General features: G+C 34.1%; 7 protein-coding genes and 1 pseudogene. 5 read left to right on the top strand and 3 right to left on the bottom strand.

Annotation, left to right across the window (positions count from 1 at the left end; translation table 11 throughout):
- Positions 1 to 15 precede the first annotated feature (15 nt).
- From ACFFVB_RS06640 to ACFFVB_RS06620, 5 genes and pseudogenes are all read left to right on the top strand, one after another.
- Positions 16 to 1,065, top strand: a pseudogene (locus tag ACFFVB_RS06640) (alpha-L-fucosidase).
- Positions 1,066 to 1,105: 40 nt separating this feature from the next.
- The gene (locus ACFFVB_RS06635) at positions 1,106 to 1,771 is read left to right on the top strand and encodes an SGNH/GDSL hydrolase family protein (RefSeq protein WP_382381934.1); all 666 of its coding nucleotides are present in this window, start codon (positions 1,106 to 1,108) and stop codon (positions 1,769 to 1,771) included.
- Between the two features lie 50 nt (positions 1,772 to 1,821).
- On the top strand, positions 1,822 to 3,342 hold the full coding sequence (locus tag ACFFVB_RS06630) for a sialate O-acetylesterase (protein WP_382381933.1): 1,521 nt from the start codon (positions 1,822 to 1,824) through the stop codon (positions 3,340 to 3,342).
- An 18-nt stretch (positions 3,343 to 3,360) separates the two neighbouring features.
- Complete coding sequence (locus ACFFVB_RS06625; protein WP_382381932.1) at positions 3,361 to 4,896, top strand: sulfatase family protein; 1,536 nt, start codon at positions 3,361 to 3,363, stop codon at positions 4,894 to 4,896.
- A 70-nt stretch (positions 4,897 to 4,966) separates the two neighbouring features.
- Positions 4,967 to 8,002 (top strand): DUF4982 domain-containing protein, encoded by a 3,036-nt coding sequence (locus ACFFVB_RS06620; protein ID WP_382381931.1) that lies wholly within the window; start codon positions 4,967 to 4,969, stop codon positions 8,000 to 8,002.
- A gap of 685 nt (positions 8,003 to 8,687) precedes the next feature.
- Here ACFFVB_RS06620 and ACFFVB_RS06615 read toward each other — a convergent pair.
- The 3 genes from ACFFVB_RS06615 to ACFFVB_RS06605 all read right to left on the bottom strand — a co-directional run bounded on the left by ACFFVB_RS06615 (position 8,688) and on the right by ACFFVB_RS06605 (position 15,230).
- On the bottom strand, positions 8,688 to 10,304 hold the full coding sequence (locus tag ACFFVB_RS06615) for a T9SS type A sorting domain-containing protein (protein ID WP_382381930.1): 1,617 nt from the start codon (positions 10,302 to 10,304) through the stop codon (positions 8,688 to 8,690).
- A gap of 610 nt (positions 10,305 to 10,914) precedes the next feature.
- Positions 10,915 to 13,050 carry a T9SS type A sorting domain-containing protein gene (locus ACFFVB_RS06610; RefSeq protein WP_382381929.1) on the bottom strand — a complete coding sequence of 712 codons (2,136 nt, stop codon included), beginning with the start codon at positions 13,048 to 13,050 and terminating at the stop codon, positions 10,915 to 10,917.
- A gap of 5 nt (positions 13,051 to 13,055) precedes the next feature.
- Positions 13,056 to 15,230 (bottom strand): T9SS type A sorting domain-containing protein, encoded by a 2,175-nt coding sequence (locus ACFFVB_RS06605; RefSeq protein WP_382381928.1) that lies wholly within the window; start codon positions 15,228 to 15,230, stop codon positions 13,056 to 13,058.
- Between the last annotated feature and the right edge of the window lies 1 nt (position 15,231).

Raw genomic sequence — 15,231 nt, 5'->3', positions numbered from 1 at the left:
TTACTTCCTAGTTGAATAAACTTATGGGAGAAAGAGATTACTTTATATTTAAAAGATGTAAAAGGGTATTTTAAAAACCCGAGAGAAGCAGCGACAGAATGGTTTAGGGGTTCAAAGTATGGCATGTTTATTCACTATGGTTTATATTCACTTTTGGGTAGACATGAATGGGTTCAGTATAATGATAAAATTCATGTGGCTGAATATGCAAAACTAAAAGATAGGTTTACAGCAGATAAATTTGATGCCGATTTTATAACCGATTTAGCTTTATAAGCGCGTATGAAATATATTAACATAACAACTCGTTATCATGACTGTTTTTGTTTGTGGGATACAAAACACACCGATTTTAAGAGTACTAATTCGCCAGCTAAAAGAGATTTGATTGCTGAACTTTCTGAACAGTGTCATAAGAAAGGGATTGCTTTATTTCTCTATTATTCTTATGGACGCGATTGGAGACATCCAGATGCTCCAAATAACGATAATTGGGGTGGTGCTGCGAGACCTGATTTTGCTACTTCAGATCCTTTTTATAATTATGGTAGAGATCATGATTTAAATAGATATTTAGATTTTATGACAAATCAGATATCTGAATTATTAGAAAATTATGGTTCAATAGCAGGTATATGGTTAGATGGTTTTTCTGGGCCAGCTTCGGGTGATAAATCACTTTTTAAATGTCAGGAATTATACGATGTAATTAGATCTAAACAAGAGCAAGTTTTAGTGTCTTACAAGCAAGGAATGTTAGGTGCAGAAGATTTCTCAGCACCTGAACGTAAGTTTAACACTAAAGAAAAATTTGGGAAGCCTCTGCAGATTTGCGATCACTTGCAACGTAAAGGTTGGGGGTATCTCAAAACTGAAGAAGGGAATCATAAAACCAAAGATGAAGTTATAGCTATGTTGAAAAAAGCAAATAGCGATCCTGCGAATTTATTACTAAATACAGGGGCCTTGCCTTCGGGAGAAATGCATCCTGAAGATTTAAAAGTACTTCGTGAACTAGGTAAGGATATTCGATTAAAAGGTTGGGAAGGTGTTTTGAATTCTTAATGGTGTGTTTTTCTTAACAATTGTAATAAAATGATTTAGAATGAAAATGTTTATAACTAAGTGTTTTACTGTTTTAATCCTTGTTTTTGCGTTATCAAGTAGCGTAAAGAAGAAGCCTTCGGTTTTAATAATAGGTGATTCTATTTCTATTGGATATACACCATTTGTACAAAATAGTTTAGAAGACAAGGCTGTTGTTTGGCATAACCCTGGTAATGCTAAGTTTACAGGCAATGGATTAAATAAAATAGATGAATGGATCGATCAAGGAAATTGGGATGTTATTCAAATTAATTGGGGACTATGGGATTTATGCTATAGACAACCTAGTACTAATGATTTAGGTAAACGTGATAAGGAGAATGGTGTAATTACTACAGAAATTTCAAAATATACCACCAACCTGGAGCAGTTAATTAAGCGAATTAAGAAAAAATCTGATGCCAAAATTATTTTTGTAACCACAACTTATGTTCCCGAAACTGAAGCAGGTCGTTTCGAGGAAGATGTGAAACGCTATAATAACGTTGCAAAGGGTATTATGTTAAAGCATAATATCGTGATAAATGATATTTATGAGAAGTCTATTCCAATACATCATAAATATGCCAAAGCAATTGACGACGTGCATTATGTACAAAAAGGTTACGTGGAATTAAGTAAATTAATTACTAATTTCTTAGAACAAGAATTGCAGACTTTATAGAATAAATCCTGGTTTTAAAGCATATAGTATTCTGTTAAAAAGTGATTATAATGAAAAGTAAGATAATTAAATATTTAAGTTTTACAATGGTGTTAAGTGTTATGTGTTTTTCTAAAACATTTGCAACCACACTTCGTTTGGGGTCACCATTTCAAGAACATATGGTTTTGCAGTGCGATATGCCAATTGCGGTATGGGGAGAAGCAGTACCGAATACTTTAGTTGTTATTTCTCTTGGAGAAGATAAAGCTTCAGTCACATCAGATTCCGAAGGTTTATGGCGTGTATATTTACCTACACGGAAACCGGGAGGGCCTTATGCTTTTTCGGTAAATTCAGGTGTCGAAAATATAATTTTTAAAGATGTATTAATTGGAGAAGTTTGGATTTGTACGGGACAATCTAATATGGCAATGGGGTACAATGGTATTCCGGAAATAAAGCAACTTGATACATTAATTTCTAAGATTAGAACGTTTAAGGTCGATAAAACCGTGTCCTTCACAGAACAAGATTATCTTAAAGGAAACTGGGTATTACAACAGCCTAATAGTGCTGTGGCCTTTTCTTTTGCGTATTTTCTTCAAAAATCAAAAAATGTACCTATAGGTATTATTCTTACGGCATGGGGAAGCTCATCTATTGAAGGTTGGATGCCTCGCGATATGACGGAAACGTTACCTCATTTTAAAAACATCATGAATGATTTCGATAATGATATCGAGAAAAAATCAAGAATAGATTCTATTATAGTTACACCCGGCAAACGCATTGTAAAAGATGATATTTTTATAAGAACGCAGCCTAATATTATTTATAACGCCATTTTAAAGCCTATTTTACCCTATTCATGTCGTGGTATTGTTTGGTATCAGGGAGAGGCAAATGCCAAGAACGTTGATGCTATGTTGCAATATGGTATTACTTTACCTTTATGGATAGAACGTATTAGGTCTGAGTGGGAACAGGATTCTCCTTATTTATTAGGAGTAATGTTACCAGGTTATGGCGGAACATTATATAAGAAGGTACAGGATACTACTATTTTTGAAAGACCAGATGCTAATTCTTGGGCATGGATTCGAGAGTCGCAACTTAAAGCTCTAGAACTACCTAACGTATCTATTGTTAATACTATAGATTTGGGTGATGTTAAAAATATTCATCCAAAGGATAAATTACCAATTGGGAAACGACTTGCATTGTACGCGTCTTCAGATGGAAAGAATAGTAATAGTAGTGTAGATGGACCTATTCTGAAAAAGGTTTCAGTTAAAAGTAATATAATTACAGTATTCTTTAATAATGGAAAAGGTCTTAAAACAAGAGATGGTAAAACGCCTAAAGCTTTTTGGCTAACAGATCGTTCTGGTGAATGGTATCCTGCGAAAGCAATAATTAAAGGGGAAACGGTAGAATTATCTTCAGAAAAATTAAGTAAACCCTTATACGTACGATATGCATTTTCGGCGAAACCATACGTGAATTTAGTCAATACGGCAGATTTACCAGCACGTCCTTTTAGAACTGATAATTTTTTACCAATTGTAAATGCAGATAACAATAACTAATGCTGAACAGTATTTAAAATGATTATAAAAAAATATATTTTTATTGGTTTATGTTTTATTTTTTTGATGGTGTTATTGTCGTTTGTTTCAAAAGATATTACATCGCAACAACCTGTTGTTTTAAAAAAGAATACAAAACCTAATGTACTATTTATTTTTGCAGACGACCAAAGAGCAGATGCTTTAGGAGCCTCAGGAAACACATACATTCAAACACCTAACATCGATAAATTATCAGACGATGGTGTTCGTTTTACGAATAGTTATGTTATGGGTGGTCATCATGGTGCAATTTGTGCACCGAGTAGAGCTATGTTAATGAGCGGTAAGAGTCTGTATCATGTTTACGATAAATTAAATGGAATTAAGACTATGCCAATGCACTTTTCCGAAAATGGTTATGAAACTTTTGGTACGGGTAAATGGCATAATGAAAAAACAAGTTTCGAAGCCAGTTTTCAACACGGGGATAATGTATTTATTGGAGGTATGGCAAACCATTATAATACACCAATGAGACGCTTAGAAAAAAACGGAAAATTGAGTGAGCCTGTAAAAAAGGGATATTCAACCGATATGTTTACAGATGCAGCTATTAACTATTTAAAGGACTATTCAAAAGGTAAGCAGGAAAATCCTTTTTTCTGCTATATCGCATATACGGCTCCTCATGATCCGCGTTCCCCAAGAGAAGATTATATAGGTATGTATTCCGATACTGAAATTCCTGTTCCAGGAAATTTTAAAGCGTTACACCCTTTTGAGTTTGATAATATGAATGTTAGGGACGAAATTTTGGGACCTTGGCCAAGAACGCCAGAATTAATTCAGGCATCTTTAGCTGATTATTATGCTTTAATAAGTCATATGGACAACAGGATAGGAGATGTTATTGCTACTTTGAAAAAACAGGGGTTATTTGAAAATACCATAATTGTATATGCTGCAGATAATGGATTAGCAATTGGAAGTCACGGCTTATTAGGGAAACAAGATTTGTACGAGCATAGTATGAAAGTTCCTTTAATAATAAGCGGTCCAGGTATTCCAAAGGATAAAACGGAAGATGCTTTAGTGTATTTATTCGATATCTTTCCGAGTTTAGCAGAATTATGTGATTTACCTCAGCCAATAAACGTTGATGGTAAGAATTTTGCCCCAATAATTAAGGGGACTGAAACTAAAATTAGAGAATCTTTATACACGACATATAGAAATACAACTCGTGCGGTTAGAACAGATGAGTGGAAGTTAATTCGTTACCCTGAAAGAGATTTTACACAATTATTTAATTTAAAAAGTGATCCTTTAGAAATTAAAAATTTAGCAACATTAGAAGAGTTTAAGCCAAAGGTAGAGCAAATGATGATCTTATTAGAAGAATGGCATTCAGAAACAGATGATGTTGCTAACATGAATCCTTCAATAATCTTACCGTTAGCGTATGATTATAAAAAGTTGAAACAAACTCCAGATAAACATCAACCTCAATATATTTTAGATAAATATTTTAAGGATGTAGATTTAAAGAATACTAAAAAAACAAATCAATAATCTTAATTGTAATAAGATTTATTAAGGATAATTAATATAAAACAAATATCAATTTTTTAAGTAACAGCATATGATTAATAAATTAATTTTTACATGTTTAGCTTTTATATCATTAAATCTAACATATGCCCAGAGGGAACAGATAGATTTTAATGATGGTTGGAAATTTATTCAAGAAGATAATGCACAATTTTCAAAACCAGATACTAATACTTCAACCTGGAATGCCGTTCAGGTTCCGCACGATTGGGCTTTCGAAAAAGGAATTTCTAAAGATGGAGCTCAAGGTAACGGAGGCGGGTATTTTGATGGTGGTATTGGCTGGTATCAAAAGCGCTTTAATGTAGCGTCTCAATGGGATGATAAAATAGTAAACATTGAATTTGATGGTGTTTATATGAATAGCGAAGTTTGGATTAACGGTGAATACTTAGGTAAACGTCCGTATGGATATATTTCATTTCGTTACGACATTTCTAAATATTTAAAAGTGGGGGAAAATACATTAGCAGTTAGAGTAGATAACTCTAGAGAGCCTTCTGCCCGCTGGTATCATCCTTGCGGAATTTATGCCCCTGTAAATTTAATAGTAACGACTCAGGACTTTATAAAACCAAATGGGGTGCATGTTACAACACCTACTATCACTGCCGAAAGTGCTAAAGTGAATATCAATGTTTCGTTTGATAATGCAAATAGTGATAAAGCAAAAGGGGAGTTAGAAACGATAATTATGGATGCTGAAGGGAAAACTGTAGCAAGCCAAACTCAACGTTTTAAAGGGAATACTGCAAACCAGGAATTAAGCACAGAGTTACTAGTTGAAAATCCTAAATTATGGAGTCCAGATACACCGTATTTGTATAAAGTGATTAATCGTTTAATTGTAAAAGGAGATGTTCGTGATGAAGTGGAAATGAATTTTGGGATCCGTTCAATTGAATGGAAGACAGAAACAGGATTCTTGTTAAATGGTGAAGTAACTAAATTATTGGGAGTTAGTGAGCATTATGAAGGTGGGCCAATTGGAGGCGCGTGGACAGCGCCATTATTGCGTTGGAAATTAGGATTGTTAAAAGATATGGGGGTAAACGCTATTCGAACAGCCCACAACCCAGCACCACCAATGTTTTATGATTTATGCGACGAATTAGGTTTCTTAATTATGGATGAAATTTTTGATGGTTGGCATAAAAAAGCAAAAGAAGATTATGGAAGCCAAGCATTCGAGACATGGTGGAAACAGGACATGACAGAGTGGTTAATGCGTAACAGAAACCATCCTTCAATAATAATTTATAGTGTAGGTAACGAGACCAGAGGCGAAATCGCTAAAGAATTAGTAGCTGTTTGTCATGCATTGGATCCTGAAAAACCAGTGACTTCTGGACATAGTGCTTCAGAATATATGGATGTTTTTGGTGTAAACGGAGGTAGTGAAAAACAAGGTTTCTTTACCAAAGCTAGGCCTGACAAACCTTTTGTCTCTACAGAAGCACCGCATACATGGCAAACCCGTGGATACTATAGAACAAAATCATGGTTTAGAGATGGTTATCCAAATAAAGGACAAGAGCCTTTCGAATTACCAGATTTAACCGAAGAAGAAGTGTTTCATTTTGAATGGGCCTCTAGCGACAAATGGAATAATGGTAAGCAACATTTTAATTCATCTTACGATAATGCCATGGTGCGAATTTCAGCTCGTAAAAACTGGGAGTTAATGCGTGATTTACCTTGGTTTAGTGGACATTTCCGTTGGACAGGTTTCGACTATTACGGAGAAGCAGGATATGTACATGGCGGTTGGCCATTCCGTCTTTTTATGGGGGGAGCTTTAGATGTTGCAGGTTTCAAAAAAGATTTGTTTTATTTCTATAAGAGTCAATGGACTACGGAGCCGATGGCGCATATATTGCCTCATTGGACGCATCCGACATTAGAAAAAGGAGTGGTAATTCCAGTATGGGTTTATTCTAATTGTGATGAAGTAGAGCTGTTTTTAAACGGAAAAAGTTTAGGTAAAGATATTCCTGGTACAAAATGGGATGAAATGCAGTGTGAATGGATGGTACCTTGGGAGGCAGGAGAATTGGTTGCAAAAGGTTATAAAAACGGAGAAGTAATTGTAGTTGCTAAACAAACAACAGCAGAAACACCTTCTGCTATAACTTTTGAAATAGAAGACAAACACACAAATGCCGATACGGATAGAGTTGCGATTATTACCACACGTACAGTGGATTCCAAAGGTGTATTTTATCCTTACGGAGAAAATAAAATCTACTACAGCATTGCAGGAGATGCAAGATTACTTTCTTTAGAAAATGGAGACCCTGTAGATACTACGAAGAATGTAGGCATAAATGTGAAAAAAGCATTTATGGGGGCTACTCGTGCTTTTTTAGAGTTACCAAAGGGTAATGAAAATGTTCAGGTAATTACGGGGGCGATTTTAGGGGAAAAACAATTGCTAACGTCTAAAAAGGTGAGCATCGATGTGCAATCTAATGTATTATTAGGAACGGCAGCAATTAATAAATTTGATATTTATTATACGTTAGACGGAACAACGCCTTCAATACAAAGTGAAAAATATACAGGATCTTTTCCAGTAGAATTAGGGACTACAGTTAAGGCAATTGTTATAAAAAATAATAATGTGATATTAACGATGGAAGAAGCGTTCGGTGAAGATTTAGGCTTATACTGGAAAGCGGAAACAGCAGTTAAGAAATATGCTAAAGGGATGATGGCTATTGACGCTGATTTTTCTGGAGCAAAAAAGGTTGCTGTAAATGGTGAAGAATTTATCGATTTTAAAGGTAAAGAAGGACAAATTAGTTGGTATCAAGAAAATGATGGAAGTGCAGGTGATTTTGCTTTAAAATTTAGTTATGCCTTAAAAGATAGTAATTCTAGACCCATGGAATTAATTGTAAATAATAAGAAGGTTGGCATTATCGATTTTAAAACATCGGGATCTTGGAATTCTAAATGGAAAGAAATTGAAAAGAATGTAAAGCTAAATGCAGGAGCAAATTATATTCAGTTAAAGACAATAAAAAAGAGCGGGCCTAATTTATTAATGCTGGTAGTCGAATAGTTTATGTTCTTAAATGCATAAGTAATCGATTTGCTGTTTTTAGACTAGACATAAGGTTTTTAAATTAACTTTATGTCTAGTTTTTTTTGTTTTACATCATGATTTCAATTATAATTAAAGCATTAGAATTGGGTTTTAATCTGAGGTCTCTTAAACAGAACGATGAAAACAGAAACTCTGTATTCTCCATAGAAACGATGCAAATCCGACTCTTTAAATATAAGAAAGTTCGTTTTTCTTAGTAAAGATATCTTACATTTTCAATTGAATCAAATGATGTTTTTTAAGATGTATTTAGGGTTCTAGTTGAAGCCTTAATTATGATTAATGTAGTACTGATGTTAAGCTAGGATCTCAAATGTTTTATAGGAGTAAAAGAGTGTATCATAGCAAGATTATACTATACATTGAAGTTTAGCATTATTAAAGAATGCGAACATTGAAAATAGTATCAAAGCTACTAAATTAATTGTTTGCTATTTCGATGAAGTCTATGCTTATAATGGAGCGAGAAATAGATAATGTCTATTGTAAGTAGGGGAGATGTTTTAATTCAATTTTAAATAAAAACATAAAACAGGATTAAATTATAATAACTTAATCCTATTTTATGTTTTTAAATTTACACACTATTTAAGAAAGTGCCTCTTGTAATGAAGGCCTAAACCCAGATTGTTGATTGTTATTAATCTTTAATAATCTTAAATGTTCTTGATGTTTGTTCTCCACTTAGTTTTAATATATAGATTCCTTGCGAAAGAGTATTTAAACTAATCTCAACCTTATTAGTATTATTAGCAATCTGACCATCCTTAATAACCTGTCCATTGATATTATACATCCTAAATTGGTTGAATTTAGCAGTTGGCATATTTACCATAAAAGTGTCTGAAACTGGATTAGGATAAACGCTAACTTGAACTTGAGTATTATCTACTATCGATAATTTTTCGTCTGGAGCGAAAACTTGCACTTCCGCTAAGGTCAGTCCGTAATTAGTAATACCATCATTATGCAATACTATTTTTATAATTTGTCCTTGAACACCTCCTGCATCTACTATAATACTAGGGTCCGGATAGGTTGTGAAAGTTTCTGAGAAAGATGTTACATCACTATTATTTATAACGGATACTGTAAAGTTATTCAATCTGGCCTTACAACATCCATCTGTTCTATTGTATATTTTGATAGTGCCTATCGCTGTGTCAGCACCTAAGTCTACCTGCCACCATGGTGCTAATTCTGCATCTGTAACAGTAACAGAACCACTTCCATAATTACCGTTTATATCGCCATCGATAGCAAGAGATGCAGGTTTGTTAAAAGTGGGATTTGTCGAAGATTGTGTTGCCACACCATCTAAAGCAAGGTTTACTTTTTCTTCTTGTTTTAAATATAAGTCCATCATTATTTCAGTACCTGAACTTAATGCACCGGTAACTAGGCTAATACCTTTCCAGGAATCGTATAAAACCAACCCATCAACTTTATTCTCTATTGCTTTCTCTAAACGTGTTCCTGTGCCTTTAGCATCATTATTGTTTACTTCAGAGTCCCAAACAGGTAAGTTTTCTGCATCGGCTAGAGCAATAAAATCGTCCCATAAACTATGGTTAAAACCTAAGTTGTGAGATGCTGCTACCGTTATGTAATTTGTAATATCTGTGTTTTTAAACATGTCAATAGCTGCGGGAAGTCCCCATGTACAAGGTCCGATTAATTCAGCACCATTTACATTGTTATAAAGCGCAGCATAAATAGTGTTTATTTGTTCTACAGTCCATGTGCTACTTGTTGCTCTCCCGTCTTCATTAAATGGATTTAGCCATTTACAATCTGGGTATTCATTTGAAAATTCTAAAACTCTAGCGATTAGTTCATCGGTAGCTGCTTGAATATTATTTACAGAAGGAACTTCGCCATTAAGCATATTATTTGCTACTCGCGCACCACCACCACCTTGAGCAGGGTTCGCAAAAATATCAAATCCTTGAGCTAGAGCTTGCGTATAAAAATAGTCAAACATTGGTTTATTTGGATTAAGATCTATACCTTCAAGATCCCTACCAAAAAGGGGGATACGAATACCGTTTACACCCATGTTTTTAAATCCTAGTAGAAGGTTGTCTGCCTGTTCTTCTGTTGTTATGGCATTTGTAATAAAAGCTTGTTTAGTGTCTCCTAATACATAATCCATATCGTTTACGTAATCTTGACTAAATGCATTAAAACTAAAGCAATACATAATTAAGGTAAAACACACGGCCATAATGTTTTTTTTGTAATTTTTCTGTTCCATATTTCTTGTGTATAAATTTAACTTAGAATTGTAAGCTCTTCTTTTAAAAGTAAATTCAGACCAAAAGATCAATTCTAATAATTTCTTGAAGCACCCCTTAATATTTCTGTTTAATATATTGGTGGTTACTATGATTCATATACAAAGTAAACCTTTTTAGCTCTTTTTAAATTCTCAATTAAGGAGTACATATGTTGCTAACGGGTTTTTATTGTGTTGATTTTGTGGTTGTAGAACAGATTGAAATAAAAAAAGCAACACCTTTTATAGATATTGCTAAATTGAAAATTTACAAATATTTTATATTAGTCCTTTATTAGTTTGTGAGTTTTAGATGCACGATTATAACTGATTTCTTGTTTTATCCTAAAATTAGATTCTGGAAATTTTGCAACCTGATTTCTGTCTACCATTTAAAGCAATAGACTAGTTATGTTTAATGATTTATCAATTTGTTTATCTGTGTTTGTGTTTACGGATTGGCACACAAAGACACTAAATAGGATGAGTAAATAAAACTTTATTGGTTTTAAATAAGTCATTATTCTTTTCATACTAATAATTCGATTCATTCTAATAAAAGAAGTTTTCATATGGATAATCTATACATTTAGTGAATGATAATCTTTTTTGTGACGCTTCCTAAGTCAGAATTAATTTTGATCAAGTATAGGCCGCTAGAAAGATGGCTAACATTAACTTCTAAAAATAGATTTGATACTTTTTTTACAAGCTGCCCAGATATACTATAAATAGATAATTCGATATTATTTGTTTTAACATTTTCAGGAATAGATACGTTAAAAACACCATTAGTAATTACGGTTGGATATACTGCAAATTGGGGTGAAATTGAATTGTCATTTATTGATAATGCTTGTCCTTGCTCATAAATCTCTTGCTTATAAGCTAAAGGTGATTCATGATCACGATACATAATACCTGAACTGCTTAGTGTTACGGGAGTGCGCACAGACATTAATGAATAAACAGGTTTGTCAGGTTGCCAAGTAAACACGGCATAACGTTCTATGAAACTAGTATCGTCTAACATATTCATATAAGATTCTAATCCGTCTCCTGCAGCTTCGTTCGAGGCAGGCTGGTCAGTCCAAGTTGCACCGTAATTAAACTCTTTAATCCAAATAGGACGTTGCCATTTGTCATGAATCGCTTTCAACCAATTATAAAAATTTGAAGGGGAGGTTTTTTTGTAATAATGCACTACAATATAATCTACGCGATAACCCTTTTCTTCAGCCTTAGTCATAAATGCATCGCGCCATTCTTCTCCTTTAGCATTGTCTTTGTTGGCAGGAGAACCAAGACGTAATCCAGAAGCCAGCATATCTTCATATTTTTCAATAGCTTTATCTACTGTCATATTTGCTTGTTCCGATCCGTCAGGTTCGTTAAAAGCCATATAATGGTCAATGTCCATTCTATTTCCTAAGTGTATTGCATTAGTAACAGAGCCTCCTCCCCATTGATTAGGAACAAATTTTGCGTCGTCGACATCTTCTCCCGAAATACTCCAGTTATAGTGCCATGAATTGTTAAATTCTTGAATAACATCTGTGCCTTTACCTGCCATTCCTTTTTTATGGACATTAAACCAAGGAGACACGCGAATAAAAGAGGCTTTCTTTTGTAAGTCTTTAGTTAGGTTTATTCTTAAATCTGTATCCGCTGCTATATAAACTTTGCTAGCACCTGTACCATTTACGTTTTCTGCAAACGTGACCATGTATCCTTTTTCTAAAGTGAAAGATGTCACCCAATCATCATGAATTTCCAGATTTCCATTGTAATAACCACAATACATTTGGTGTTCTTCACCCGAAAAATCAAACCCACTATAAATTTTAAGTACAGGGTCGTTTATACGGGGCGCATTAAAGATGTCTTGTGCTGTTTGTAAATTTAAAATTGAATGATCTATGGTGTTAGAGGTTGAATTACAATCTGTAAGTACTGCGTTTGCATCATCTATAGCTAATTGAAAGTCATCTACAGCAGATTGCGGATGTTGATTATAATGGTCTCCTACTGATGCGGCTTCTAATAAATTTTTAGCAGCACTGGCATTACGTGATAATAACAAACGGTTGGTAGCTCCACTTTCTAAAGATATATTATCGAAATAGAATTGACCATTATTAGCATACATATAAATCAGCTGAATATCAATCTTAGCAATATTTTCTGCATCCTCCAAAAAAGGAATATCAGCAGCCATTAATTCTCCATTGTTGAAAATATTAACTTTTTTTGAAGAAAAGTCGACTTGAGTTGAAAGCGTATAAACAGAATTCGTTTTAAAACTTACTTCTGGTGTTCCTGGTATAAAACCGTGAGGAATACCTTCTACCATAGACGTTGCGTATTTTATAGTCGCAGGGCCAATTCCGACAGCAATACTAGATAAGTATTTACCTGTAGATGACATTAAGTGTATTTGGCAATTTACAGAATTACGTGACGCAGATATATCGAAAGAAAATGCTGAATTGGTAGCCGTAGGCGTAAAAGTATGATATACTGAAGGCATGTCTATATTGTGATCAAACTTTAATCTACCATCTTCAACAGTTACGCGTCCTGAAGTATTGTATTCTGTCCAATTATTAGGAAAAACGCCAGTTTCATCAAAGGTGTTGTTTACAATGGTACCACAAGGATCGGTTTGAGAAAAACCACAAAGGGTGAATAAAAAGACAATTAAGCTTAGCTGTAATTTATTCATGATTTTTAGTTTGTAATTATAATTTTTTTGGATGTATTTATGTCCCCGGAGATTACTTGAACCAAGTAAAAACCATTACTTAATTTAGATATGTCAATTTGAATGGGTTTACCTGTTTTAGTTAAGACTTCTTGCCCGTTAGTATTAAATATTTTAACAACAGTATCATGCGATAGTAATGCCCCTGAGTATGTAATATTAAGCGTGGCAGTTGTAACAGGATTGGGATAAATACCTATTTTGTTAATGTCAAGGTCGGTTATACTTAAACTTGAGTCTTGTTCGTAAATTTCTTGAATATATGAGGGGTTTTGTGATTCAAGATTTCTATAGAATTGTCCCGTACTATTTAGTTTTCCATCAGTCATGCCTCCTATACCAGTAGATGCTCCAAAGAAATAATACCAATTGTAACGTTCTATAAAATCTGCCTCTTCAAGAACTTCTGTCAAGCCCTTTATGTTGGTGTATCCTTGTTCTTCTGTAAGATTTGCAGATCCAAAATTCGGGTTGCCATAATTGTATTCAGTCACCCATATTGGAAGATTATATCGATCATGAAGGCCTTTGAAGCGCTCTAAAAAAGAAGACTTTGAACGACGAACGTAGTCATGTGCTGGAATAAAATCAACACGGTAACCACGTACAACGCACGAATCCATAAATTCTTGAATCCAACTATCTTGATTAAAAGAATCATTTGTTGTGCTATATTGTATATTCTCAACGCCAGGAGCACCTAATCTTAGACCTGAAGCCAATAATTTAGGATAGGCTTCCAAAGCCTCTGCTACCGTTAAGTTTGATTGGTCTTTGTTATCAGGTTCGTTAAATGCTAAGAGATGATTAAAAGACATGTTTTCTCCAGCTTCTTCCATCTTTTCTAGAGATGTCCAACTGTCAGCCTTACTCCATGCCATTGGAACAAATTCAATTCCTTCAGAATTCTGATCCGTTAAACCCCAGCTATAATGCCAAGTAGTGTTGTAGTTATCTGTAGAACTCCATTTTATATCTCCTCCTAAGCTTCCTTTTTTGCCTACAGGAAACCAAGGACTCACACGTATGAATGAAATCGTATTCTGTAAATCGACAGGTAAATTAATTTCTATAGCATTATCTTGAGCAATATATATTTTACTAACGCCAAGTCCATTAATATCTTGAGCAAAAGTTGCCATATATCCTTTTTCTAAGGTAAAAGAAACAGCCCAGTCCTCATACTCTCCTAAGCCACCATTATAATAACCGCAATAGATTTCGTGTTCTTCACCCGAAAAATTAAGAGCATTATACATTTTAAGTACAGGATTATTTACACGGGTAGCATCAAAAATCTCTTGTGCTGTTTGTAAATTTAGAATTGAATTATCTATTGTGTTAGCATTTGACTCACAGTTGTTAAGCACTGCGTTTGCATTGTCTATCGCTAATTTAAAGTCGTCTACAGCCGATTGTGGATATTGATTATAGCTACTACCTATTGAAGAAGAGTTTAATATGTTTTCTGCTTCGTTTGTATTGCTGGCTAAAAGTAAACGGTTTTCTTCTCCGCTTAATAAAGATATATTATCGAAATAGAATTGACCATTGTTAGCATACATGTAAATCAGTTGTATGTCAATTTTAGCAATATCTTCTACATCTTCTAGAAAAGCGATATTAGCAGCCATTAACTTTCCGTTATTGAAAATTTTAACTTTTTTTGTAGTAAAGTCAACTTGGGTTGAAAGCGTATAAACTGTATTTGTTTTAAAACTGACCTCTGGTGTTCCTGTAGTAAAACCGCTAGGAACTTCTTCTTCCATAGACGTTGCGTATTTTATAGTCGCAGGGCCAAGACCTATAGCAATACTAGATAGATACTTACCCGTAGATGATATTAAGTGTATCTGACAATTCACAGAGTTACGCGATGCAGATACATCAAAAGAAAAAGTAGCATTACTAGAAATAGGGGTAAGGGTACGCGATGCAGAAGGCATATCGATATTGTGATTAAATTTCAATTTCCCGGATTCAGCAGTTACACGTCCTGAAGTATTGTATTCTGTCCATACATTTGGTAAAGCTCCCGTTTCATCAAACGTATCATCTACGATGTTACCGCAATCGGTTGTTTGAGAAAACGTATTAATTGTAAAAGAAAGAAGTATTGCATAAAGTAGTTTTTTTTTCATA

It is taken from the genome of Formosa undariae (genome assembly GCF_042427615.1).
GTDB lineage: Bacteria > Bacteroidota > Bacteroidia > Flavobacteriales > Flavobacteriaceae > Formosa > Formosa undariae.
Note: the sequence above shows the minus strand (reverse complement) of the source record. Positions and strands in the feature narration are given on the sequence as shown.

What these genes read in the sequence shown, in the direction of transcription:
- ACFFVB_RS06635 (WP_382381934.1), top strand. Translation starts at nt 1,106, where the DNA reads ATGAAAATGTTTATAACTAAGTGTTTTACTGTTTTAATCCTTGTTTTT.
- ACFFVB_RS06630 (WP_382381933.1), top strand. Translation starts at nt 1,822, where the DNA reads ATGAAAAGTAAGATAATTAAATATTTAAGTTTTACAATGGTGTTAAGT.
- ACFFVB_RS06625 (WP_382381932.1), top strand. Translation starts at nt 3,361, where the DNA reads ATGATTATAAAAAAATATATTTTTATTGGTTTATGTTTTATTTTTTTG.
- ACFFVB_RS06620 (WP_382381931.1), top strand. Translation starts at nt 4,967, where the DNA reads ATGATTAATAAATTAATTTTTACATGTTTAGCTTTTATATCATTAAAT.
- ACFFVB_RS06615 (WP_382381930.1), bottom strand. Translation starts at nt 10,304, where the DNA reads ATGGAACAGAAAAATTACAAAAAAAACATTATGGCCGTGTGTTTTACC.
- ACFFVB_RS06610 (WP_382381929.1), bottom strand. Translation starts at nt 13,050, where the DNA reads ATGAATAAATTACAGCTAAGCTTAATTGTCTTTTTATTCACCCTTTGT.
- ACFFVB_RS06605 (WP_382381928.1), bottom strand. Translation starts at nt 15,230, where the DNA reads ATGAAAAAAAAACTACTTTATGCAATACTTCTTTCTTTTACAATTAAT.